Source organism: Vibrio sp. 1CM23M (assembly GCF_023161755.1).
GTDB lineage: Bacteria > Pseudomonadota > Gammaproteobacteria > Enterobacterales > Vibrionaceae > Vibrio > Vibrio coralliirubri.
On the sequence record NZ_JALNTR010000005.1, the window covers coordinates 249564 to 273845 of the forward strand.

Consider the following 24282-nt stretch of genomic DNA (forward strand, 5'->3'; position numbering starts at 1 on the left):
ATATAATCCGTCGGTTTCACACAATAAATGATGCAAATAACAGGTTTTAGCTGATCATAATGGAACTGATCCGAGGTATACACAATATTAAAGCGCAGCATCATGGCTGTGTATTAACCATAGGTAACTTCGATGGTGTTCATTTAGGACATCAAGAGGTTCTGAGTCAGGTTTCTAAACAAGCTGCAGCATTAGGGCTCCCTTCTGTTGTCATGACGTTTGAACCGCAGCCTATGGAGCTGTTTGCCCGAGATAGAGCGCCAGCACGTTTAACTCGCTTACGAGACAAATACGTGCAACTGAGTAAGCTAGATATCAGTCGCTTATTGTGTGTTAATTTTAATCAGTATTTTGCAAGTTTATCCGCGGAAGCATTCATTAAGGATCTTTTGGTTGATAAGCTTGGTGTGAAGTTCTTGGTGGTTGGTGACGATTTTTGCTTTGGTAAAGGTCGCACCGGTAATTTCGCTATGCTCAAAGAGGCGGGCGAGAAGTACGGTTTTGAGGTGGTCAGCACCCAAAGCTATTGCTTAAACCAATTACGAGTAAGCAGTACTGAGATACGAAATGCATTAGCGGTCGATGACTTGGCTGCAAGTGCTACCATGTTAGGACGTGATTACAGTATTAGTGGTCGAGTGTCCCATGGTCGAAAACTAGGGAGAACTATCGGTTTCCCTACCGCTAATATTCCATTAAAGCGTTGTGTTTCTCCTGTATCGGGAGTGTATGTTGTTGAAGCATTGGATATCGACGGTGTTCCTGTCGGTGGCGTTGCTAATATTGGACAACGACCAACAGTTAATGGGGTAAGGCAGCAATTAGAAGTGCATTTTTTTGACTTTAAAGCCAATTTATATGGTAAACAGTTAGAAGTACGACTTTTGCACAAACTGCGCGACGAGATAAAATTTGAATCGTTCGACGCACTAAAGAATCAAATAGAATTGGATGCTGAAGCCGCAAGGGTGTGGCTGCTTCAGCTAAAGAATTAATCGGATGATTCCACCGATTAACATAATGTCTAACTTCGCCCAATATAACGGAATTAAGAATCGATGAGTGATTATAAAGATACCCTGAACTTACCAGAAACAGGGTTCCCAATGCGCGGCAATCTGGCAAATCGTGAGCCAGAAATGCTGAAGCGTTGGTACAAAGAAGATCTTTACGGCGAAATCCGTAAGGCAAAGAAAGGTAAAAAATCTTTCGTACTGCATGATGGCCCTCCATACGCGAACGGCGACATTCACATTGGCCACGCGCTGAATAAGATTCTTAAAGACATTATTATCAAATCTAAGACCCTTTCTGGTTTTGATGCACCGTACATCCCAGGTTGGGACTGTCACGGTCTTCCAATCGAGCTAATGGTTGAGAAGAAGAAAGGTAAGCCTGGTCAGAAGATTTCGGCTGCTGAATTCCGCGAAGAGTGTCGTAAGTACGCTGCGGGCCAAGTTGAAGGTCAGAAAGAGAGCTTCAAACGTCTTGGCATCATGGGCGAGTGGGACAAACCTTACCGCACTATGGATTTCGGCACAGAAGCGAACATCATTCGTTCTCTAGGCAAAATCGCAGATAAAGGTCACCTTCTTAAAGGTTTCAAACCAGTTCACTGGTGTACTGACTGTGGTTCTGCTCTGGCTGAAGCTGAAGTTGAATACAAAGATAAAGTTTCTCCATCTATCGATGTGAAATTTACAGCAGCTGACGAAGCGGCACTTCTAGAGAAATTTACTCTAGCTGAAGGCCACGCGGGTCAGGGCGAAATCTCTATCGTTATCTGGACGACAACACCATGGACTCTGCCGGCTAACCGCGCAGTATGTCTACGTGATGATCTTGAATACGTGCTTATCCAAGTTGAAGCAAATGGCGACCAGCCAGCTCAACGTATCGTTGTTGCTTCTGATTTAGCAAAAGACGTAATGGACCGTGCTGGTATCGAGCATTTCCATAACCTTGGTTTTGCAACTGGTGCTGATCTTGAGCTGTCTCAGTTCAACCACCCGTTCTACGACTTTACTGTTCCTGCAGTTCTTGGCGATCACGTAACAACGGATTCAGGTACTGGTGTGGTTCACACTGCGCCTGGCCACGGTCAAGAGGATTTCGTGGTTGGTAAGAAGTACAACCTAGAAATCGCTAACCCAGTTGACTCAAACGGCGTTTACCTGCCAGATACTGAGCTATTTGCTGGTCAGCACGTATTCAAAGCGAACGACTCTGTTTTAGAAGTTCTAAAAGAGAAAGGTGCACTTTTGCATCACCACGCTTACGAGCACAGCTACCCACATTGTTGGAGACACAAAACTCCAATCATCTTCCGCGCAACACCACAATGGTTCATCTCTATGGATCAAGCTGGCCTACGTGCTAAAGCACTAGAGTCAATCAAGAGTGTTGAGTGGTTGCCTGAATGGGGTCAAAGCCGTATCGAAGGTATGGTTGAAGGTCGCCCTGAGTGGTGTATCTCTCGTCAACGTACTTGGGGTGTGCCAATTGCTCTGTTCGTTCATAAAGAAACAGCAGAACTTCACCCAGAAAGCCCAGCGCTTATTGAAAAAGTCGCGAAGCTAGTTGAAGAGAAAGGCATTCAAGCTTGGTGGGATGTAGACGCTGCTGAACTTATGGGCGCAGAAGACGCTGATAAGTACGAAAAAGTAATGGATACGCTAGACGTATGGTTCGACTCAGGTGTTACGCACTTCTCTGTTGTTGATTCTCGTGAAGAGTACAACTTCCCGAACGAAGAGCGTACTCACAGTGCTGATCTTTACCTTGAAGGTTCAGACCAACACCGTGGCTGGTTCCAGTCTTCTCTAATTTCATCTATCGCGATGAAAGACGAAGCACCGTACAAGCAAGTACTAACTCATGGTTTCGTGGTTGATGGTAACGGCCGTAAGATGTCTAAATCTATCGGTAACGTTGTTGCTCCTAAAGACGTAACTAACAAGCTAGGTGCAGATATTCTGCGTCTATGGGTTGCTTCTACAGACTACACAGGTGAAGTTGCGGTTTCTGATGAAATCCTGAAGCGTTCAGCGGATGCTTACCGTCGTATTCGTAACACAGCTCGTTTCTTCCTAGCGAACTTGAACGGTTTCAACCCTGAAACTGACCTAGTACCTGCTGAAGAGATGGTTGCACTTGATCGCTGGGCTGTTGGCCGTGCTCAAGCTGCACAAGAAGAGATCGTTAAAGCATACGGCGAGTACAACACTCACGGTGTAACTCAGCGTCTAATGCAGTTCTGTTCTATCGAAATGGGTTCTTTCTACCTAGACGTAATTAAAGACCGTCAGTACACAGCGAAGCAGGGCAGCCATGCTCAACGTAGCTGTCAAACGGCGCTTTACTACATCGTAGAAGCTCTAGTTCGTTGGATGGCACCTATCATGTCGTTCACAGCAGATGAAATCTGGAATGAAATGCCAGGTGGACGCGACACGTTCGTATTCACAGGTGAGTGGTTCGAAGGTCTATTCGGTCTTGCTGAAGGCGAAGAGCTAAGCAACGAATTCTGGACTGAAATCCAGTCTGTTCGTGGCGCAGTGAACAAGCTTCTTGAAGATGCTCGTAAAGAGAAAACGATCGGTGGTGCACTGCAAGCTGAAGTGACTCTATACGCTGACGATGCACTAGCGGCTAAAATCAACAAGCTAGAAGATGAGCTACGTTTCGTACTTATCACTTCTGCAGCTGTTGTTAAGCCACTGAGCGAGAAGTCTGATGCAGCGCAAGCGACAGACGTTGCTGGTCTATTCGTTGAAGTTGCGGCTACTGAAGCTGAGAAGTGTGACCGTTGCTGGCACCACACTCCAGATGTAGGCACTATCGAAGGTCACGAGAAAGTTTGTGGTCGTTGTGTGTCGAACATCGACGGTGAAGGCGAATTGCGTAAGTTCGCATAACGACTCAGAGAAAGACTGAACTTTTTGTAAAAATCATAGCCCCAGTATCAACTGGGGTTATTTTTAGTTATAGGAAATGTGTTTAACCAAGTTGGTAATCAAGGTCACGTAACGTGACTAACAATGAATACCAATTTCGTAAATACTAGGAATAGAAATGAGTGAAGTTTCGTTAAAACAATCTGGTGTACGTTGGTTATGGCTGGCTCTATTGGTCTTCTTGGCTGATATCGGCATTAAACTCTTTGTCATGGACAATATGGGTTATGGCTGGGCAAACCGTATTGAGGTGCTGCCATTCTTTAACTTTTTGTACGTACATAACTACGGTGCAGCGTTTAGCTTCTTGAGTGATCAAAGTGGTTGGCAGCGTTGGTTATTTACGGGTATCGCATTTGCGGTAACAGGTATGCTGACGTACTGGATGAGCAAACTACCAGCAGCAGAGAAGTGGAATAACATTGCTTATGCGATCATCATTGGTGGCGCGGTAGGTAATGTGTTTGACCGAGTCGTACATGGCTTTGTTGTCGATTACTTAGACTTCTACTGGGGCACTTACCACTGGCCTGCATTTAACTTAGCAGATATGGGAATCTGTATCGGTGCTGCGATGATCATCTTAGATGGTTTCCGTAAGAAAGACGAAAGCAAATAGCTTGCCTCAAAGTCAGTCTATGACTCACAGAATAGAATAGCCCTAAGCGCTGTCGGTTGATTCCGACGGCGCTTTTTTTTATGCTGCAAGTAATATGAGAGCGAAGCAAATTGTGTTCTCAAATAATAAAGAAATCTAAGGAAAGTAACGTGGCAGCAATTAAAAATGATTCAGCAGTAACTCTACATTTTACGATTAAAATGAAGGATGGTTCAGTTGCCGATAGTACGGAAAATATGGGCAAGCCAGCGAAGTTCGTCATGGGCGATGGCAGCCTAAGTGAGAACTTTGAAGCGTGCTTACTTGGGCTTGAAGCCGGTACTGAAAAGTCTATCGAACTGAGAGCGGAAGACGCGTTTGGTATGCCAAACCCAGATCATATTCACTATATGGATCGTGCTAAGTTTGTTGGCGACTCTGAAGTCGAAGTGGGCACTATCATGGCATTCTCAGGTCCTGACGGTATGGAAATTCCAGGTATTATTACTGAAATCGCAGGTGATTCAGTGACGGTTGATTTTAATCACCCACTCGCTGGTCAAGACGTTACCTTTGACGTCAATATCTTAACGGTAGAATAACTCTCTTAACGTTAGAATAGCTGTCTTCACGCTAAAACAAGATAGCCTTACAGCTGTGACACACAACCCAGAGCTTCACTGTCTAGACGCTTCACTGTAGAATGCGAACCTCGCTGACGGCGAACTCTATAGAAACAACCTTAGTACCGCGGTAAATGATGAGCAATGAAATGAAAATAATGTTAGCTAACCCTCGTGGCTTTTGTGCCGGTGTCGATCGTGCGATCAGCATCGTAGAGCGCGCACTCGAAATGTATCAGCCACCGATCTATGTTCGCCATGAAGTGGTACACAACCGCTTTGTTGTTGAGGGGCTCAAGCAGCGTGGTGCTATTTTTGTCGAAGAACTGAGTGAAGTGCCAGACGACAACATCGTGATCTTCTCGGCTCACGGTGTCTCTCAAGCGGTTCGTAAAGAAGCGAAAGAGCGAGAGTTAACGGTATTTGATGCGACATGTCCTTTGGTGACTAAAGTTCATATGGAGGTTGCTCGTGCGAGCCGCAAACATATGGAAGTAGTACTGATTGGTCACGCGGGCCACCCTGAGGTTGAAGGCACTATGGGTCAGTATGCGAGCCAAACGGGTGGTATGTACTTGGTTGAGAAGCCAGAGGACGTACAGAACCTAGTGGTAAATGATCCAAGTAACTTGCATTACGTTAGCCAAACCACGTTATCAGTAGATGAAACAGCTGATGTAATTGAAGAGCTACGTCGAGTGTTCCCTGAGATTCAAGGCCCACGTAAAGACGACATCTGTTACGCGACTCAAAACCGTCAGGACGCAATTCGTGAGATGGCGAATGACGTTGATGTAGTGATTGTTGTTGGTTCTAAGAACTCATCTAACTCAACTCGCCTGAAAGAACTGGCTGAGAAGCTAGGCACGCCAGGCTACCTAACCGATTGCCCTGAAGACATTCAAACCGAGTGGGTTGAAGGTAAAAAGAAAATCGGTGTGACAGCGGGTGCTTCTGCTCCAGAAGAGCTGGTAAACCAAATTCTAGACCGTATTCGTGACCTGGGTGCTACTGACGTTGAAGAGATTCAAGGTCGTGAAGAGAACATGTTCTTCGAAGTACCAAAAGAGCTGCAGATCAAGCAAGTCGACTGATCGCTATTGATTGGTGACAAGATCGATTCGTAAACACTATCGATTTGTAAACAGCAGGAAGCCAACGTTGATACGTTGGCTTTTTTGATCGTGCTTTATGTCCCGACCTGAAATATGTTTACTGAAGGCCGAGCTGTTCTTTTAACGTCTTTAGATAGCGACGGCTAACAGGGACTTCAAAGCCAGTCAGTGTAATGATCTCCGCTAATCCATTTTCTAGCAGTTTGATCTCTTGGATCGATTTTATGTTGATCAAATACTGCCGATGACAACGGATCAAATCGGTTTTTTCTTCCAGGATCTTTAGCGTTAACTGTGAGGTTGCGGTTTGCGATGAGCTACGAACATGTACACCACTGATATCGGAATAGGCGCACTCGACCGTTTGGCTTGCCATGATCACAATGCGGTTATGACCGATACACGGGATCTGCTCTAAGTGACAGGGAGCAATCGCTGAGATGTTCTGTTCTGGTGCTTTCTGATTTTGTTTGATGACCTTGTTCAGGCGACAAACGCTCTTGTTTAATCGACAAGGCTCGACTGGCTTAAGTAGGTAATCAAAAGCGTTATCTTCAAAGGCTTGAATCGCATATTGGTCGTAGGCGGTGACGAATACCACGTAAGGCATGGTGTCTGGGTCAAGCATGCTTAAAAGTTCAATCCCGGTAACCTGCGGCATTTGGATATCCAAATACACGACATCAGGTTTGAGTAGGTTGATCTGTTTCAGTCCTTCGATCGCGTTACTCGCTTGGCCGATGATTTCCACTTCTCCGGTTTCGGTCAGCAGCTCAATCAGCTCTTCGCGAGCAAAAAGCTCATCATCGACAACTAATGCCTTTAACATCCTACAATCTTCATCTTGGTTCTATCCCTGCTTGATTCACGCTTATCTTTTAAATGTCTGCTTCTAAATGTTTCAACTCGGAGCTATTTGTCTCCGAAAATACCATTATTTTAGTATAGGTATGATAAAGCTCATTCGAGTAAATTGCTGTGGTTGAGATTCTATTTTTAGTGCTGAATCTTGTCCAAAGAAATTAGTGAGTCGTTTGTCAACAATTTCCATCCCTAAACCTACATGATCTTGAGATGGCTTCTGATAATTACCTGCGTTGTCTTCAACGGTTAACTTGAATCCACCCTCGAAAGCCTCGCTAGAGATCTTCACTTTACCGCCTTCCAACATATTAGATATCCCATGTTTGATGGCGTTTTCTACCAGCGGTTGCAGGGTAAAGCTCGGCAATTGTGACTCATAAAGTTGCGGGTCGATATCCCATTCCACTTCTAGTCGATCGGTAAAGCGTGCTTTCTCTATGGTCAGGTAAGCGTTGACGTGTGCCAGTTCGTCTTTGAGCTTCACGGTGTTGATGTTCTGCTTTAGGTTGCTTCTAAAGAAGTGAGACAGGTGCTGAATCAACTCTCGAGCTTTATCTGGGTCACGACGTGTTACTGCGCTGATAGTATTAAGCGCATTGAACAAGAAGTGTGGATTCACTTGAGCGTGCAGCAGTTTGATTTCTGCTTGTGTCAGTAGCGTTTGCTGCTGCTGATAGTTGCTAAAGAGGATCTGGCTCGATAATAGTTGAGCGATACCTTCACCCATCGACATATTGATAGTTGAGAAAAGTTTCAGTTTTGGCTCATACAATTTGATGGTACCGACCACTTCGTTACCCGCACGGAGTGGAATAATCAGAGCCGAGCCCAATTTACAATCCTGCGACAAGGAGCATTGGTATGGATTCTCTTTGCCATCAAGGTAGATGATGTCGTTCTGTTCCATCGAGGTGAGCGTGCTTTGCGATGAAATCGGAGTATTTGGAATATGGTGTTCATCACCAATACCAACGAACGCGAGGATTTTTTCTCGGTCGGTGATCGCCACCGCACCAACATTGGTCTCTTCATAAACGATACGTACGATTTTTTGTGCGTTATCAGAATTGAAGCCGCCATGCAGAATACCTACCGAACGCTCGGCGATGGTCAGTGCGCGACGTGAGAAGGTAGCCGAGTACTTTTCGAAGATGGTTTTTCTATCTTGGATGATACTCATGAACAATGCAGCACCGACCGAGTTAGCGATGATCATTGGCGCAGCAATATCGGAAACCAGAGCATAGGATTGTTCGAAGGGTTTTGCGACCGCTAGCAGAATCAGCATCTGAATAATCTCTGCAAACAGGGTTACCGAGAAAACCACTAACGGATTAAACAGTTGGCTGGCTTTGTTCTTTCTGACTAAGTACACATGCAGCAAGCCACCAATTAGGCCTTCTGCTGTGGTTGAGATAGCACAAGCTAAGTCCGTAAAACCGCCTAATGAATAGCGATGAATCCCGCCAGTAAAGCCAACCGCAAAGCCAACGACAGGACCACCAAACAGGCCGCCCATTACCGCACCCATCGCTCGCGTGTTGGCGATGGCATCATTGATCTGCAATCCGAAATAGGTGCCCATAATACAGAACAGGGAAAACAGAACGTAGCAGCTGATTTTATGACTTAAGCGCGAAGATATGCTCAACAAAGGGAGAATCAGCGGGGTTTTACTTAGCATGTAAGCAATCACCAAGTAGACACAGGTTTGTTGCAGCAGAGAGAGAATGAGTTCCATATTTTCACCTATTTAGACGCTGGTTAAGTGTAAAGCTCATTGCGTGGTAACGGTAGCTTTGCTTGTGTTTTCGTTGGTTATATCGAGTGACGATTGCTCCTCAATGCTGAGATACAGTAAAGCCCATCACTGCTGAGATACAATAAAGCCCATCACTGAGGACGGGCTTTAGTCTTAATTTCCACGAACCACTGGGTGATTACGGGAGCAAACGAAGTGTGTTTGGCTGCTCTTTTGTCTCTCTATGAAGACTTGTCTCTTTTATCAAAAGTCTGAAAGAACTAGGCAGTTTTGGTTACGCCTTTTGCTTCTTTCTCTTCTTGTTCATCAGCAAGATCGATATCGCCTTTGCCTTTTGAAATCTTGATAACGTAAGCCGCAACACCAAGTGCACTCACCACACCAATGATGGTTGAGATTTGCATTGGTAGACCGAAGCCTAGCTGGCTGTTGTTCAGAATGAATGTGATACACACAGATGTCATGAACACAGCAGGAACCGTGGTTACCCAGTGCAGCTTGTTGTGACGAAGTAGGTAAGCCGAAGCTGTCCATAGCATCATGACTGCTGTTGATTGGTTAGCAAAACCGAAGTAGCGCCAGATGATACCGAAATCTACTTGAGTCAGGATGCCACCGATAACGAACAGTGGTAGAGCCATCAGCAGGCGGTTACGCAGTGTTTTCTGTTCCATGTTGAAGTATTCAGCAAGGATAAGACGGCTTGAACGGAATGCTGTGTCACCAGAAGTGATTGGTAGGATAACCACGCCAAGGAAAGCAAGGATACCGCCGAATACACCCAGTAGACCAAATGAAGCGCTGTATACCACGTTACCTGGGCCGCCGTTTGCAATTGCGTCAGATAGAGACTCCACTGAACCGAAGAATGACAGAGCAAGTGCACACCAGATTAGAGCGATGATGCCTTCACCAATCATTGCACCGTAGAATACGAAGCGACCGTTCTTTTCGTTTTCCATACAACGCGCCATCAAAGGAGACTGAGTTGCGTGGAAGCCAGATATTGCACCACAAGCGATAGTGATGAATAGAGCAGGCCAAAGTGGTAGGTCATTCGGGTTCATGTTGGTGAACATGTCCTTCATCTCGAAGCCACCCATGATTTGGTGCTCGTCAGATAGACCAATCGCAGTGATTAGGCCAACAGACATGAAGATAAGCAGTGCGCCGAACAGTGGGTAGAAGCGACCAATGATTTTATCGACAGGGACAATCGTTGCGATGATGTAGTAAGCAAAGATGATAACAACCATGGTTGTTGCAGACATCGCGAAATCAGTTTGGTCGTTCACTAGGTTAGTGATCATGCCTGCAGGAGCAGATACGAATACCACACCAACTAGAAGCAGTAGAACAATGGCAAAGATGTTCATAAAGTGTTTTGCGCCATTGCCTAGGTAACGTCCAGTGATAGTTGGAACCGAAGCACCACCATTACGGATAGATAACATACCTGAGAAGTAGTCGTGTACAGCACCTGCGAAGATACAACCTAGCACGATCCAAAGCATCGCTGCTGGGCCGTAAAGGGCACCCATGATAGGGCCGAAGATTGGACCTACACCTGCAATGTTAAGCAGCTGAACTAGGTAAACCTTTGGCGTCGACATTGGAACGTAGTCCACGCCATCTTGTTTGGTGTGAGCAGGTGTTTGACGCTTTTCATTGATACCGAAAATCTTCTCGATAAAGGCACCGTAAATAAAGTAGCCACCAATGAGTGCTGCAACACAGGTAAGAAACCACATCATAATTTGTTATCCCTGAATGTATTAATTAAGTCAGGGTGTATATTAAAGAAGAGTATGAGAAGAAACTTCCGCTATGAGAGTGAGTGGTCGAATAGTCAATTAAGTGGTGTTATAACTGATTGAGTGGTTTGCTACGTTTGTAGAGCGGTTGGTTATTCGTGTTGAGAAGTGTCTTGCTTCTGGCAAGTGGCGGCTTATCAGCTTTAAGCGGTAACCAATAAGTATCAGTGGCAGATAACAGACATCAGTGGACATCAGCCAGTGTTCAGCGGAGAATCACCACAAAGGCAACGCTTCGTCAGGAAGTGGCTAGATAAATATAAAGGACTGAAATGAAAAAAATAATCGCACTATTCGTCGTGGCATTTAGCCTTGCAGGATGCAGCGCCAATGTTCAAGATTTAGCAGCTGAAGGCAATTGGCAAGAGATTGGCTATCGTGATGGTATCAAAGGGCACACTCAGCGTTCGTATTCAGAAATGACTGAGCTTGGAGCAGTCGATCAAGCGAGTTACACAGAAGGTTATCACCTAGGTGTGACTGAATATTGTAATCCGAACCATGCTTATCAGATTGGTTTATCTGGTCAGGTGTATGAAGGCGTGTGTTCTGGTACGGAAGACGCTCAACGTTTCCGCATGGAATGGCAACGCGGCTGGGACGAGTTCTCAAACGACTATTAAGCCCAAGCTAGCGATAAAAAATTAAAACTAAAAAAAGACCAGTACCGCGTGTGTGCTGGTCTTTTTGTATGCAGCGAGAGTAACTCTCACAACAGTATAATACCAATCGTAGTAAATAACTGGTCATCCTAGCTGGTTAAAACACTCGATAACATCGTTAGAAATTTTGATTGTAGAATAACTACTTATCGAAAATTTCTGCCTTGTTCTCAAGCATTTTTCCTGCGCTATTTATGATCACTTACTTACTGTGATTGGTATCAGCAGATTACTGATTATTCTCAACCGCTTTTCTCAAGAAACCATTTTGCTTATCAAGCTGAGCCTTGGCCAATTCTAAATCTAGCCCTGTTAGAATCATCAAAATAGATAACTTCACATCGTAATCAGTCGTTTTAAGTGTCGAAACTGCCAGAGCTTTGTCGCACTCCGTTGCTTGGATAACGATACGAGCAGCGCGGGCAACCAACTTTTCATTGGTCGCTTTTACGTCGACCATCAGATTTTGGTAGCTCTTACCGATACGAATCATGCTGGCTGTGGTCAGCATATTAAGCACCAACTTTTGCGCCGTACCTGATTTGAGTCGTGTTGAACCTGTTAATGCTTCTGGGCCAACCACCGGGCTAATTGCGATTTGAGCGACTTCAGCAATTGGAGAGTCAGGGTTACAAGACAATGCAACCGTTACTGCGCCAAGCTGATTGGCATAGTTGAGTGCACCAATCACGTAAGGTGTACGACCGCTCGCAGCAATGCCCACCACGACATCATTTTCTGAAAACTGAATCGCTTTCAGATCTTCAATACCGAGAGTCAGCGAGTCTTCTGCACCTTCTTTGGCTTTTAAAATCGCCTCTGGTCCGCCAGCAATTAGGCCGATAACCATCTTGTCTGAGACGCCGAAAGTCGGTGGGCATTCTGAGGCGTCTAACACACCTAATCGACCACTGGTGCCTGCGCCCATATAAATCAGTCGACCACCGTTTTGAAATGCATGAGCAATTTTATCTACCGCTTTCGCGATCTGTGGCAGTTCAGCTTCAATCGCCAGTGGGACTTGCTTGTCTTGTTGGTTAATCTTTTCAACCACTTCGAGAGAGGTGAGCAGATCAATATCCATAGTGTCAGGGTTTCTCCCCTCCGAAACGAGGTGCGAGAGCGCTGATATGAGAGCGTCGTTACTCATAATGATCCTTAAATGGTGATTCTAAAATGATGGTTCTAAAGTTGTTTAGTCAGCACGATAGAGAACGCCTAGAGAGGCAGCTCTGCTTGCGCCAGTCACTTCTGGTAAATTGCTTGGCAGTTGATGAATATGACGTTGAGCAAGCCATGCAAAAGCCATCGCTTCCATGTAATCGGCATCCACGCCTTTACTGGTGGTTGAATCAACATCCCAACTTGGAAGCAGTACAGACAGTCTCTTCATCAACAATGGATTTTGTGTACCACCGCCACACACATACAGTGCAGGCTGGTTACCCAAGCGATAAGTCTCCACTTCATTGACTATCGTCAATGCGGTGTATTCACAAAGCGTGCGCTGAACATCTTCTACTGCAAGATCTTTAAATTCTGTTAATTGTTGCTCTAGCCAAGGTAGGTTGAATAGTTCTCTGCCAGTACTTTTCGGCGGCATTTGAGATAGATAAGATTCATTTAACAACTGTTCGAGTAAAGCTTGATTGAGTTGACCTTTAAGCGCAAATTGCGCATCACGGTCAAACTTCTTACCCGTGTGTTTATCAACCCAAGCGTCCATCAACATATTGCCCGGACCTGTATCATAACCAAGCGTTGGCTGATTCGGGCGTAGCACTGAAATATTCGAGATACCACCAATATTCAACACTACAACTGAGCTGTCTTGCGGGTGAAAAATCGTATGGTGAAAAGCGGGTACGAGTGGCGCACCTTGTCCGCCTAATGCCATGTCTTTACGTCTGAAATCGGCAACCGTTTGAATCTGTGTTTTAGCGGCAATGATGTTGGCATCACCCAACTGCATGGTAAATGGAGATTCGCCGCTTGGCTGGTGGAATACCGTTTGACCATGATTACCAATCGCAGTCACAGAAGATGCAGGTGTACCTGACTTTTCGAGAAGTTGCAAAACCGCATCAGCAAACAGATGGCCAAGCTGGTGGTCGAGTTCTCCAATGGCAATCAAATCGGTTTTCTGACCAATACAAACTTCAAGCAGACGTGCTTTGAGGTCATCGGGCATTGGAAACTCATCATGAGCAAGCAATGTGATGCGCGTATCTTCAATCGACACTAAGGCTGTATCAACGCCGTCCATGCTCGTCCCTGACATCACACCGATATATAATTCTGATTTCATTGTTCACTTCCTAAATTAAGCAGCTGGATCTTTTGGCTAGCGATGACATCTGCGCCATCCAGAGCATTACCTTGAATGTTTAAGGTACGAACTTGGAGTTCTTTGGAAAGCCTAGGGCGATAGAACTGTCCTAAACTGCCTAAGAACATAATCGGTAATGAGTTATAGTCTGAGCATGTTCGTGTGAGCTTTTCTATTTCTTCAATACCTTGTTTTAATATGGTACTTGCCGTTGAGCAGCGCTGTTCCATATCAACGAGCTCTCGTGCAAATTTGGCGTAATCGGTCGCGTTAGCTTCGCCAATCCACTGTAGAATTTGGCTGCGTTCGTTGCCTGTCTTTCGCATTACAAGCTGACTCGTTAAAGAAGTACGCTTGTTATCTAATTCAACGAGAGTTTGTTGAACAGCTTGAAACCCAAGCCAAGCGCCACCACCTTGGTCACCAATTGGGAAACCCCAGCCACCAACTTGTTGAGTCTTTTGTTGTACGTCCAATTGAATCGCAACAGATCCCGTCCCAATCGCAATACAGTTAACTCCTTGTCCTGAATTAGCACCAAATACTGACGCTTCTGCATCAGTCGTTACATACAGGTGCGGGCAATGGGTTAACGCCGATTGCAGTTTGGCTTTTAAATCTAAGTTTCCTACGCCAGCAACGCCAACCACAATATAGCACTGTTGTGATTTTATCTGATTCACACTCAACATTTCATCAATATAATGAGTCAGTTGAGTGATCGCAGCTTCACCATATAAGGTCAATGACGTGGCAGGTAAAATACACTCTTCGATGTTACTTAGTGTTGGTAATATTCGCTTCAGTCTAATGGCGGTTTTAGTTCCACCGCCATCGACTGCCAAAGTATGGGTAATCATTGGCTAAACCGTTTGTAGTTTATTAACTTCTTGAGTTTGCTTCTTTCCTGAAAGGCACACGATTAACGATACAAATGTGCCAACACAAAGTTGATAAGGGAATGCTAAACGAACTCCTACCCAATCATCGTTAATCACGCCCATCACGCTATCCCAAACATAAGCTTGCATCAGCAGAGTGGTGAAGAAGCCTGCCATTAGAGCTAAAGCGACCGAAGTTTCGTTACCGCGCTCGGTGAATATCGCGGTGAAGTAGACGCCCAATAACCCTGTGTAAGCAAAGACCATTACACTCAAAGCAAACGACAACAGTGGCATGTCAGTGTACTGCTGCCAGTAGTAACACAGGATTCCCATACTACCTAAGGCCACAGCTGCTGCCGCCATACCAAATCGGCCAGCTTTCACGTAATGGAAATCATCTTGCACTCCTTTACGAGCTTCTAGCCAAGGCTTATAGATATCCTGAATAGCCACTGATGACATTGAGTTTAATCCAGAATTTAGCGTTGAAAGTGCAGCTGCAACAACCCCAACAGTAACCAAGCCTCTAAGACCTGCTGGCATTTCATTCAGCACGTAATACATGAAAATAGTGACGTTCTCGCCATTAAAATTTTGAACAACTTCTTTACCTTCAACGCCCATCAGTTCAGGCCTTTGGTAGAAGACATACAAGAGTAGGCCAATTGACATGAACACAAGCACAACTGGAATTGAGAAGATGATTGAGTTAATCATCGCCTTTGAACCTTGCTTAGCATCTTTACAAGTCAAAACACGTTGAGTCATGTCTTGATCAAGTCCAAACGCACCAATGTTTAACAGCACGAATCCCGTAATACATGCCCAAAAGCTGAAGGTGCCAGCAGGGCTAAAGTCGAGGTTAAAATCTAATAAGGTCAGTTTCGAAGCTTGGCCTTCACCAGGGTTAGCCAGTACCTGCGCAATCTGGTTGAAATCAGCTGGGATTTGCCCCAGTAAATAGATGATTACCGCAATCGCAGCACCGACATAAACCACAAGTTGAATTAGGTCACTCCAGATGACGGAACGAATGCCACCCATGTAGGTATAAGCAAGACCGACAGCCACTAAAATGACAACCGAAGTCACGACGCTGCTAGGGTCAATATTGGTAAACAGAATCATGGAGACGGCAATCGCAGCCATGTACAGGCGAGCACCAGAAGCAAATACGCGACCGACCAAGTACATCACGCCTGCGCGCTGTTTTGTTTTCTCGCCAAAACGAACTTTCAGCAGTTCGTAAACGGTAGATACTTTGTTTTTGTAGAAGCGAGGTATCAGTACTAATGCGACAAAGACAGCTCCAATAATTCCACCAATGTTGGTCGCTAGATAAGTGAGATCGCCACGGTAGCTAGATTCTGGTCCTCCCAAGAACGTCGCTGCAGATTGCGAGGTCGCCAATACTGAGATGGCAACGACCCACATTGGCATCGAGTTACCGCCTAAGAAATAATCTTTGGTGCTCGTGATCTTGGTTCGGCTGAAGTGCCAGCCTGTAAAAGCGATAACAGCGAAGTAAACCGCAAATACCGCCCAGTCCAGCGAAGTAAATAGTGAATTCATAGCAGCTCCGTAGCATGAATAGGATAGAGGGTGTTTATTATTATTTTTTCAGAATGTCAGTTTGAATAATGAGTTTCAAAATCTATTCCTTGGTGGAATAGTGACCAACGGTTTTCTTTGACCATGATCCCAGAAGGTTGTGTTAGCTATTCCAAACACCAGAATACGAAGGAATAATTATTCCAATGAAAATACAAAACTCGTTATGATAACGAGGTGCGGTTAGAGATAAGGGGAAGGGCGTTTAATGAAAGGCATTGCGAAAGTAAAAGCGCTGTTACCCAAGCTGTCTCCATCTGATGCGCTGGTGGCGCGATATGTTCTTGACCACCCACAACAGGTGAAGCAATTATCTTCGCCCGAGTTGGCCAAGGCCGTCGGAGTGAGCCAGTCAACGATAGTGAAGTTTAGTCAGAAGCTTGGTTATAAAGGGTTTTCAGAAATGAAGGTCAAACTCTACCAAAGTGATATGACTTATCAGCCCGTATCTCAACGTGGCATACATGGCACGATCACCAGAAAAGATCCGCCTGATATGGTGATGGACAAACTTCTTGCAAGCAAAACACAATCGCTTGAGCGCACTGTGCTATTAAATGAAGGTGAGCAACTAAACCATGCTGCAGATATTTTGCATCTTGCGCGTAAGGTGCAGATCTCAGGCGTAGGCGCCTCATCGTTGGTAGCGAAAGATCTTGCCTATAAGCTGATGAAAATAGGCCACGCCGCCAATGCAGAGCAAGATGCCCATATTCAAATTGCCAATGCCGCTTCTCTTTCTGAAAATGATGTGTTGATTGCGATTTCTTATTCTGGAAACACCAGAGAAGTGGTGAAGGTTGCTCAGCTAGCCAGATCGAAAAAGGCCAAGGTGATTGTGATTAGTCAGTTGTCACCTTCTGCTTTAGACAAATACGCTGACATTAAGTTGATATCAGCAGCCGACGAAAATCATATTCGCAGTTCATCTATAACTGCTCGTGATAGCCAACTTTTTATTACAGACTTGTTGTTCATTGCGTTAACTCAGCAGGAAGAGCAAGCCGACCAATTAATTGAACAAAGTAAATCTGCAGTAGCGGAATTTAAGCAATAGAAGGAAATTTTATGGGACCGTTGTGGGTTGATGTTGCAGGCTACGAGCTAACAGCTGAAGACAGAGAAATTTTAGAGCACCCAACTGTTGGTGGTCTCATCTTATTTGCTCGAAACTACCACGATAGCAAACAGTTATCGGCGTTAAACAAAGAAATTCGCAAGGTAGCGAAACGTCCTATTTTGATTGGTGTTGACCAAGAAGGTGGCCGAGTTCAGCGCTTCCGCGATGGCTTTTCCATTATTCCTGCTGCTCAGGAATTTGCGACCAAAAATAACGGTGAGCATTTAGCAGAACAGGCCGGCTGGCTGATGGCGGCAGAATTGATTGCCCATGATATCGATCTGAGCTTTGCGCCAGTATTAGACAAAGGTCATGACTGTAAAGCGATTGGTAGCCGAGCGTTTGGTGAAGATATTGATACCATTGTTCGTCATAGCAGCGCTTTCATCAAAGGCATGAAGTCGGTTGGCATGGCGACGACAGGCAAGCACTTCCCTGGACATGGTGGCGTGATTGCTGACTCACACTTAGAGACGCCATATGACCCTAGAGACGACATCTTTGAAACCGACATGGCAATCTTCAAGGCGCAAATTGAAGCTGGAATATTGGATGCCATGATGCCAGCTCACGTGGTTTTCTCTCACTATGATGATCAACCAGCGAGCGGTTCACAGTATTGGCTACAAAAAGTATTGAAGCAGCAGCTTGGATTCAAAGGCTTGGTGTTCTCCGACGATTTAACGATGGAAGGCGCTGCCATAATGGGCGGACCAGCCGACAGAGCGAAAGCGGCCTTGAATGCAGGTTGTGACATGGTGTTGATGTGTAATAAACGAGATGCACAAATTGAAGCTCTGGATCACTTAGCGATTCAAGAGGAGCCTTTAGCCAACTCATTGCTTAAAAAACACAGCTTTGATTTGTCGACACTTCACTCGGATGCTAGGTGGAAAGAGACCTCGGAGACGATTAAGCGAATGCTAGACAGTGAGTGATAAATAAACACATAATAATTTTAGATAAGGCGATATGATAAATATCGTCTTTTTTGTATCTGCGTTCCGTGGTTTAAACCTATTTATTCCTTAGAGTGAGTTAAAGTTGGTGTGTAAATTATAATTTACGGTGAATGTTTTTTATTGTTTACACTTGCAATCGTTTTTTTAGCTGTTATTGTGTTTTTAAAGATTGTTAGCCCAAATGGAAATGTTGGGTGTAAAAATAAATATACAGGTTGAGTTATGCAGAAAAGTGAATTAAGCAATGTCAATATCATCGACGAACAGGTACTGATTACTCCTGAAGAGTTAAAAGCAAAACTGCCTTTGAGTGATAATGCTCGTCGTTTCATTCAAGAGTCTCGTCAAACTATCGCAAACATCATTCATAAGAAAGATCATCGCATGCTTGTTGTATGTGGCCCATGTTCTATCCATGACATTGAAGCTGCGAAAGAGTACGCGAAACGCCTAAAAGCCTTATCTGAGCAACTTAGCGACCAACTGTATATTGTTATGCGTGTTTACTTTGAGAAACCTCGTACCACTGTGGGTTGGAAAGGTTTGATCAATGACCCGCATCTAGACGGCACTTTCGATATTGAGCATGGTCTGCATGTTGGCCGTGAGCTACTTGTTGAACTCGCTGAGATGGAAATTCCATTGGCGACAGAAGCGCTAGATCCAATCAGCCCGCAATACCTAGCAGATACCTTCAGCTGGGCGGCAATTGGCGCACGTACGACTGAATCTCAAACTCACCGTGAGATGGCAAGTGGTCTTTCAATGCCAATCGGTTTTAAAAACGGTACCGATGGCAACCTAGGCACTGCAATCAATGCAATGCAGGCGGCTTCTTCTAGCCACCGTTTCATGGGTATCAGCCGCGAAGGTCAAGTTGCACTACTAACAACGCAAGGTAACCCAAATGGTCACGTGATTTTACGTGGCGGTAAGCAGACGAACTACGATTCAGTATCGGTACACGAATGTGAGCAAGAGCTGGGTAAATCTGGTTTAGAGGCAGCGCTAATGGTCGACTGTAGCCACGCGAACTCTCGTAAAGATTTCCGTCGCCAACCTTTAGTTGCAGAAGATGTGATTCACCAAATTCGTGAAGGCAATAAGTCGATTATCGGCCTGATGATTGAAAGCCATATTAACGAAGGAAACCAATCTTCGGATATACCTCTCAATGAGATGAAATACGGCGTTTCTATTACCGACGCGTGTATCAATTGGGATTCAACTGAGGCACTATTGAAACATGCACATACGGAATTAGTCCCGTTCTTAGAGAACCGCTTGAAAGGTTAGTCAGAGTTTTAAATTTAAGTGCCTCATCTAATGGGGCATTTTAAGATCTGTTGCTAGCGAACCTACGTGATTGTGCGCTGATAGATTGGCACGGGCTTATAGATTAGTAAGGAATAAAATGGCCGTTGAACTGAACGAATTACGCGACCAAATCGATGCTGTCGATAAACAAATGTTGGATTTACTGGCTCAACGCCTTGCTCTAGTAGAGAAAGTAGGCGAAGTAAAAAGTGAACATGGTTTACCTATTTATGTACCAGAACGTGAAGCTGCGATGCTGGCATCTCGTCGTCAAGAAGCCGAGAAAATAGGGGTTCCACCACAGTTAATCGAAGATATTTTGCGTCGTACTATGCGTGAGTCTTATGCCAGTGAGAAAGATTCTGGTTTTAAGTGTCTTAACCCAGAATTACGTTCAGTAGTTATCGTTGGTGGTAATGGTCAACTTGGTGGCTTGTTTGGTCGTATGTTCAAACTGTCTGGCTACGAAGTGAAAATCCTCGGCAGCCAAGATTGGGATAAGGCCGACGAAATCTTAGATAATGCTGGGCTTGTGGTTGTTACGGTTCCAATTCACCTAACGGAAGGTGTGATTGCGAAGCTAGGTAATCTACCTAGCGATTGTATTCTATGTGATTTGACGTCAATTAAATCTAAACCGCTACAAGCAATGATGAACATGCACCAAGGCCCAGTGGTTGGATTGCACCCAATGTTTGGCCCTGATGTTCCAAGTCTTGCTAAGCAAGTGATTGTTTACAGTGATGGTCGTGGTGCTGAAAGTTACCAATGGCTACTGAATCAATTTGGTATTTGGGGCGCGAGCCTTTGCCAGATGGATGCAGCTGAACACGATCACGGCATGACATTGATTCAAGCACTTCGTCACTTCACCTCTTTTGCTTACGGCTTGCACCTGAGTAAAGAGAACCCGAATATCGATCAGCTTCTGAAGCTAAGCTCACCAATCTACCGACTTGAGATTGCGATGGTTGGTCGTCTGTTTGCTCAAGACCCGAATTTGTACGGTGATATCATTCTGTCTTCGGATGAGAATATAGAGATGATTCGACGCTTCCATAGCTGTTTCGGAGAAGCGTTAGAAATCCTAGATGGCAAAGATAAGGCTAAGTTTGTTGAGAGCTTCAACCAAGTGAGTGATTGGTTTGGTGACTACTCACAACAATTCTTGCAAGAGAGCCAAAGTCTTCTAAAACAAGCACATGACTCGATTCATCGTGGTTAATACTGATTTGAAATCATAAAAAAGAGCGACCATCTGGTCGCTCTTTTTGTTTGTGCTGAACGCTATGAAAGCATTTGGCCTACAGTAGACTAAAAGCAATTAGATCATCATAAGCCAAACCAACAGCTCTTAGCCCTTAACAACTAGCTAGCTATTAACAACTAGTTAGTCGTGATAGGTTTTTTGCTCTCTTCACTCGATACGGTGTCGATGGTCGAGCTAATGTAAGGCACGTTAGTCAGGTTGATCTGCAAGCGAACCACATTATCAATCAGTTGAACCAGTGGGCCCCACTTAACCTTTTTCTCTTTCTCGAACACGTAGTTGAAGTTCTCAGGCGTCCAATCCATCAAGTATTGCGGGTTCAGTGAGCGACCAAGGAAGCGTACTTCATAGTGCAAGTGTGGGCCGGTTGAGTTACCTGAATTACCACAGCTCGCGATGACATCGCCTTTACTCACAAACTGACCGCTACGTACCTTGAACTTCTGTAGGTGCGCATAAGAACTCATGAAACCAAACGAGTGACGCATAGTAATAAAGTTGCCGAAGCCTTTTTTACTTGGGCGTACCGTTTCAATGACTCCATCTGCAGGCGCCACAATATCTTCACCACGCTTACACGTTAAATCGATACCTGTATGTACATGGCGTTTCCCTGAAATAGGGTTAGTGCGGCTACCATAAGAAGAAGAGATACGTTGATAAGCCATCGGACTGTCGTTTGGAATCAAACGGAACATCGTGGCTCTTACTGCTGAATCGACTGCAGCCGCATCAATGCGATCTTCTAAAGAAATATCATCGGTAAGCAGCTCTTCATCAGCAAGACCCAGCACTGATTCAACATCGAATACACGCTTACCAAGCAGCTGAATCGTGCCTTCTTTCTCGGTCAGTGTTTGCGATAGCGAATGGTTGGTTTCTACTTGCTCAGCATAAAGAAACTCAGTTTGTTCTTTTTCAACAATCAGCGTTTCAATCAACTGTTGGGCATCACCCGCTTGTAGCGCGAGTTCTTGTTTACTCTCGAAGTGCATGTACGCCGCTCCGCCAATTAATAGCGGTACTGAAAAAATGGCAGTAGTGCAAATGAGCACAGCCTTACGGCCGAAGTAAAACGTCTGTTCCCCCTGACTAGAGGGAATAGTAATGGATAGTTTTTTAGACATGGTTCTGTATTAACTAAATGCTTCTAATAGAAAAAGGGTAATGGAGATGTCACTCACTACCTAAATCGGTAAGGTGTTCAATCTCTCTATAAAGCAGTTCATCGTCGCCAACATTAAGCTCTACAAGACGCTTAAGGTGGCTGATACTATCAATATCTAAATGCTCTATGCGTAAACGCATTGAGGTATTGATGGTAGAGACTATCGTTGCTTCTAATTGAATATTGATATCACTGTTTTCGAGCTTAAAGCTCACTTGAACAGGGACATCATGGCTAAGTTGTTTTGATTCATTGCATTGAATGAGTAAACCATGGAGTGATAAGTCTTGCACTGAGCCTGATACATTTACGTGTCCTTGTGAGATCTCAGTCGGGACTTGATAAATAACTCGTGAAAATTGACGTCTTTCAACCATAAGTAATCTCTCTATATCGATGCATTACACGTAAGCCAGATATATCAAAGGCCGCTATTATCGCGGCCTTTGTTCAAAATACAAGCTTATTTACTTAGCTATACGCTTGTACTTGATACGGTGCGGTTCTGCCGCTTGTGCGCCTAGAGTCTGCTTAAGCCACTCAGTGTACTCAGTATAGTTACCTTCGTAGAAGTTAACTTGACCTTCATCACGGTAGTCTAAGATATGGGTCGCAATACGGTCAAGGAACCAACGGTCATGCGAGATAACCATTGCACAGCCAGGGAATTCAAGCAGTGCTTCTTCAAGAGCACGTAGCGTTTCAACGTCAAGGTCGTTGGTAGGCTCATCGAGTAGCAGTACGTTACCGCCGGCTTTTAGCAGTTTCGCTAAGTGAACACGGTTACGTTCACCACCAGAAAGCTCACCGATGATCTTCTGTTGGTCGTTGCCTTTAAAGTTGAAACGAGAACAGTAAGCACGCGCAGGGATTTCGAAGTTGTTGATCTTAATGATATCAGCGCCTTCAGAGATCTCTTGGAATACTGTCTTAGTGTCGTCCATGCTGTCACGGAACTGATCAACAGAAGCAAGCTTAACGGTTTCGCCTAGTTCAACTGTACCTGAGTCTGGCTGTTCTGCACCGCTTAGCATCTTGAATAGTGTTGATTTACCTGCACCGTTGGCACCAACGATACCGACGATTGCACCCTTAGGCATGCTGAACGATAGGTCGTCGATAAGAACGCGATCACCAAACGATTTAGTTAGGTTGTTCACTTCAAGAACTTTGTCACCTAGACGCTCACCTGGCGGGATAAACAGTTCGTTAGTTTCGTTACGCTTCTGGTATTGGCCAGTTGTCAGTTCTTCAAAACGAGCCATACGAGCTTTAGACTTAGCTTGACGGCCTTTAGGGTTTTGACGAACCCATTCAAGTTCTTTCTCGATTGTCTTTTGACGTGCGCTTTCGCCCGCTTTTTCTTGCTTAAGACGCTCGTCTTTTTGCTCTAGCCAAGACGTGTAGTTACCTTCCCATGGGATACCTTCACCACGGTCAAGTTCTAGAATCCAGCCAGCTGCGTTGTCTAGGAAGTAACGGTCGTGGGTAATCGCCACAACAGTACCGCTGTAATCGACTAGGAAGTGCTCAAGCCATGCTACTGATTCTGCATCCAAGTGGTTGGTTGGTTCATCAAGAAGCAGCATGTCTGGCTTTTCAAGAAGTAGACGACAGATAGCAACACGACGACGCTCACCACCTGATAGGAATTCAATTTTCGCATCCCACTCAGGAAGACGAAGTGCATCAGCAGCACGCTCTAGAGCTGTCTCTAAGTTGTGACCGTCTTTTGCTTGAATCAGTGCTTCTAGTTCGCCTTGCTCTTTAGCCAGTGCATCGAAATCTGCGTCTGGTTCTGCGTAAGCTGCGTAAACCGCATCAATACGCTTAAGTGCGTCAGCAACGTCAGAAACCGCTTCTTCTACGATTTCACGAACCGTTTTTGATTCGTCTAGTACAGGTTCTTGCGGTAGGTAACCTACTTTAAGGCCTTGTTGTGCACGAGCTTCACCATCAATATCAGTATCAATACCAGCCATGATACGTAGTAGGGTAGATTTACCTGAACCATTTAGACCCAAAACACCGATTTTAGCGCCAGGAAAAAAGCTAAGAGAAATGTCTTTAAGAATTTGACGCTTAGGTGGAACAGTTTTGCTCACCCGAGACATGGTATATACGTATTCAGCCATTGCCGATCGATCCTAATTATTGTTCAAAATTGTCTGCTATTTTATACCAATATCCTCAAAGATGTTACTCCTAGGACAGAAAAGCCATTCTT

20 protein-coding genes are annotated in these 24282 nt (G+C 44.9%); 10 read left to right on the forward strand and 10 right to left on the reverse strand.

The window, feature by feature from the left end:
- Positions 1-59 precede the first annotated feature (59 nt).
- From ribF to ispH, 5 genes are all read left to right on the forward strand, one after another.
- Positions 60-995: a bifunctional riboflavin kinase/FAD synthetase gene (gene ribF / locus MSG35_RS16995; RefSeq protein ID WP_017062867.1), complete on the forward strand. Its 936-nt coding sequence runs from the start codon at positions 60-62 to the stop codon at positions 993-995.
- A 63-nt stretch (positions 996-1058) separates the two neighbouring features.
- Entirely contained in the window at positions 1059-3917 is a 2859-nt protein-coding gene (gene ileS, locus MSG35_RS17000) for an isoleucine--tRNA ligase (protein ID WP_248384599.1), read from the forward strand.
- A gap of 157 nt (positions 3918-4074) precedes the next feature.
- Complete coding sequence (lspA, locus tag MSG35_RS17005) at positions 4075-4575, forward strand: signal peptidase II (RefSeq protein WP_004735054.1); 501 nt, start codon at positions 4075-4077, stop codon at positions 4573-4575.
- Between the two features lie 149 nt (positions 4576-4724).
- Positions 4725-5156, forward strand: coding sequence for an FKBP-type peptidyl-prolyl cis-trans isomerase (fkpB, locus tag MSG35_RS17010; protein WP_081090253.1), 432 nt, complete (start codon positions 4725-4727; stop codon positions 5154-5156).
- A gap of 158 nt (positions 5157-5314) precedes the next feature.
- Positions 5315-6271 (forward strand): 4-hydroxy-3-methylbut-2-enyl diphosphate reductase, encoded by a 957-nt coding sequence (ispH, locus tag MSG35_RS17015; RefSeq protein ID WP_248384610.1) that lies wholly within the window; start codon positions 5315-5317, stop codon positions 6269-6271.
- A gap of 118 nt (positions 6272-6389) precedes the next feature.
- On the opposite strand, the gene btsR is transcribed toward ispH, so the two are convergent.
- The 3 genes from btsR to MSG35_RS17030 form a co-directional block, all read right to left on the reverse strand.
- Entirely contained in the window at positions 6390-7121 is a 732-nt protein-coding gene (btsR, locus tag MSG35_RS17020; RefSeq protein ID WP_017106772.1) for a two-component system response regulator BtsR, read from the reverse strand.
- 105 nt (positions 7122-7226) lie between these two features.
- Complete coding sequence (locus MSG35_RS17025; protein WP_017080271.1) at positions 7227-8897, reverse strand: sensor histidine kinase; 1671 nt, start codon at positions 8895-8897, stop codon at positions 7227-7229.
- 281 nt (positions 8898-9178) lie between these two features.
- The gene (locus MSG35_RS17030; protein WP_248384600.1) at positions 9179-10672 is read right to left on the reverse strand and encodes a carbon starvation protein A; all 1494 of its coding nucleotides are present in this window, start codon (positions 10670-10672) and stop codon (positions 9179-9181) included.
- 332 nt (positions 10673-11004) lie between these two features.
- Here MSG35_RS17030 and MSG35_RS17035 point away from each other — a divergent pair, with 332 nt between their 5' ends.
- Positions 11005-11355 carry a DUF2799 domain-containing protein gene (locus MSG35_RS17035; RefSeq protein WP_248384601.1) on the forward strand — a complete coding sequence of 117 codons (351 nt, stop codon included), beginning with the start codon at positions 11005-11007 and terminating at the stop codon, positions 11353-11355.
- 268 nt (positions 11356-11623) lie between these two features.
- On the opposite strand, the gene murQ is transcribed toward MSG35_RS17035, so the two are convergent.
- The 4 genes from murQ to MSG35_RS17055 are packed head-to-tail and all read right to left on the reverse strand — an operon-like array spanning position 11624 to position 16179.
- The gene (murQ, locus tag MSG35_RS17040) at positions 11624-12544 is read right to left on the reverse strand and encodes an N-acetylmuramic acid 6-phosphate etherase (RefSeq protein WP_048606806.1); all 921 of its coding nucleotides are present in this window, start codon (positions 12542-12544) and stop codon (positions 11624-11626) included.
- Between the two features lie 45 nt (positions 12545-12589).
- Positions 12590-13702 (reverse strand): anhydro-N-acetylmuramic acid kinase, encoded by a 1113-nt coding sequence (locus MSG35_RS17045; protein WP_248384602.1) that lies wholly within the window; start codon positions 13700-13702, stop codon positions 12590-12592.
- Positions 13699-14583 carry a BadF/BadG/BcrA/BcrD ATPase family protein gene (locus MSG35_RS17050; protein WP_122080704.1) on the reverse strand — a complete coding sequence of 295 codons (885 nt, stop codon included), beginning with the start codon at positions 14581-14583 and terminating at the stop codon, positions 13699-13701. Before MSG35_RS17050 ends, MSG35_RS17045 begins: the two co-directional genes overlap by 4 nt.
- Positions 14584-14586: 3 nt before the next feature.
- Positions 14587-16179, reverse strand: coding sequence for a sodium:solute symporter (locus tag MSG35_RS17055; RefSeq protein ID WP_048618288.1), 1593 nt, complete (start codon positions 16177-16179; stop codon positions 14587-14589).
- Between the two features lie 247 nt (positions 16180-16426).
- Here MSG35_RS17055 and MSG35_RS17060 point away from each other — a divergent pair, with 247 nt between their 5' ends.
- The 4 genes from MSG35_RS17060 to tyrA all read left to right on the forward strand — a co-directional run bounded on the left by MSG35_RS17060 (position 16427) and on the right by tyrA (position 20842).
- Positions 16427-17275 carry a MurR/RpiR family transcriptional regulator gene (locus tag MSG35_RS17060; RefSeq protein WP_017077734.1) on the forward strand — a complete coding sequence of 283 codons (849 nt, stop codon included), beginning with the start codon at positions 16427-16429 and terminating at the stop codon, positions 17273-17275.
- A gap of 11 nt (positions 17276-17286) precedes the next feature.
- Entirely contained in the window at positions 17287-18276 is a 990-nt protein-coding gene (nagZ, locus tag MSG35_RS17065) for a beta-N-acetylhexosaminidase (protein WP_248384603.1), read from the forward strand.
- Positions 18277-18522: 246 nt separating this feature from the next.
- Entirely contained in the window at positions 18523-19596 is a 1074-nt protein-coding gene (locus MSG35_RS17070; RefSeq protein WP_017059354.1) for a 3-deoxy-7-phosphoheptulonate synthase, read from the forward strand.
- 118 nt (positions 19597-19714) lie between these two features.
- Positions 19715-20842, forward strand: a complete 1128-nt coding sequence (tyrA, locus tag MSG35_RS17075; RefSeq protein ID WP_050622330.1) for a bifunctional chorismate mutase/prephenate dehydrogenase — start codon at positions 19715-19717, stop codon at positions 20840-20842.
- 161 nt (positions 20843-21003) lie between these two features.
- On the opposite strand, the gene MSG35_RS17080 is transcribed toward tyrA, so the two are convergent.
- From MSG35_RS17080 to ettA, 3 genes are all read right to left on the reverse strand, one after another.
- Positions 21004-22014 carry a M23 family metallopeptidase gene (locus MSG35_RS17080; RefSeq protein WP_048606822.1) on the reverse strand — a complete coding sequence of 337 codons (1011 nt, stop codon included), beginning with the start codon at positions 22012-22014 and terminating at the stop codon, positions 21004-21006.
- Positions 22015-22063: 49 nt separating this feature from the next.
- Positions 22064-22432 carry a PilZ domain-containing protein gene (locus MSG35_RS17085; RefSeq protein WP_048615035.1) on the reverse strand — a complete coding sequence of 123 codons (369 nt, stop codon included), beginning with the start codon at positions 22430-22432 and terminating at the stop codon, positions 22064-22066.
- Between the two features lie 90 nt (positions 22433-22522).
- A complete protein-coding gene (gene ettA, locus MSG35_RS17090; RefSeq protein WP_017056147.1) occupies positions 22523-24190 on the reverse strand; it encodes an energy-dependent translational throttle protein EttA in 1668 nt (555 codons plus the stop codon).
- Positions 24191-24282: the final 92 nt, after the last annotated feature.

Coding starts and splice junctions, on each gene's coding strand:
- ribF (WP_017062867.1), top strand. CDS start 60: ATGGAACTGATCCGAGGTATACACAATATTAAAGCGCAGCATCATGGC.
- ileS (WP_248384599.1), top strand. CDS start 1,059: ATGAGTGATTATAAAGATACCCTGAACTTACCAGAAACAGGGTTCCCA.
- lspA (WP_004735054.1), top strand. CDS start 4,075: ATGAGTGAAGTTTCGTTAAAACAATCTGGTGTACGTTGGTTATGGCTG.
- ispH (WP_248384610.1), top strand. CDS start 5,315: ATGAGCAATGAAATGAAAATAATGTTAGCTAACCCTCGTGGCTTTTGT.
- btsR (WP_017106772.1), bottom strand. CDS start 7,121: ATGTTAAAGGCATTAGTTGTCGATGATGAGCTTTTTGCTCGCGAAGAG.
- MSG35_RS17025 (WP_017080271.1), bottom strand. CDS start 8,897: ATGGAACTCATTCTCTCTCTGCTGCAACAAACCTGTGTCTACTTGGTG.
- MSG35_RS17030 (WP_248384600.1), bottom strand. CDS start 10,672: ATGATGTGGTTTCTTACCTGTGTTGCAGCACTCATTGGTGGCTACTTT.
- MSG35_RS17035 (WP_248384601.1), top strand. CDS start 11,005: ATGAAAAAAATAATCGCACTATTCGTCGTGGCATTTAGCCTTGCAGGA.
- murQ (WP_048606806.1), bottom strand. CDS start 12,544: ATGAGTAACGACGCTCTCATATCAGCGCTCTCGCACCTCGTTTCGGAG.
- MSG35_RS17045 (WP_248384602.1), bottom strand. CDS start 13,702: ATGAAATCAGAATTATATATCGGTGTGATGTCAGGGACGAGCATGGAC.
- MSG35_RS17050 (WP_122080704.1), bottom strand. CDS start 14,583: ATGATTACCCATACTTTGGCAGTCGATGGCGGTGGAACTAAAACCGCC.
- MSG35_RS17055 (WP_048618288.1), bottom strand. CDS start 16,179: ATGAATTCACTATTTACTTCGCTGGACTGGGCGGTATTTGCGGTTTAC.
- MSG35_RS17060 (WP_017077734.1), top strand. CDS start 16,427: ATGAAAGGCATTGCGAAAGTAAAAGCGCTGTTACCCAAGCTGTCTCCA.
- nagZ (WP_248384603.1), top strand. CDS start 17,287: ATGGGACCGTTGTGGGTTGATGTTGCAGGCTACGAGCTAACAGCTGAA.
- MSG35_RS17070 (WP_017059354.1), top strand. CDS start 18,523: ATGCAGAAAAGTGAATTAAGCAATGTCAATATCATCGACGAACAGGTA.
- tyrA (WP_050622330.1), top strand. CDS start 19,715: ATGGCCGTTGAACTGAACGAATTACGCGACCAAATCGATGCTGTCGAT.
- MSG35_RS17080 (WP_048606822.1), bottom strand. CDS start 22,014: ATGTCTAAAAAACTATCCATTACTATTCCCTCTAGTCAGGGGGAACAG.
- MSG35_RS17085 (WP_048615035.1), bottom strand. CDS start 22,432: ATGGTTGAAAGACGTCAATTTTCACGAGTTATTTATCAAGTCCCGACT.
- ettA (WP_017056147.1), bottom strand. CDS start 24,190: ATGGCTGAATACGTATATACCATGTCTCGGGTGAGCAAAACTGTTCCA.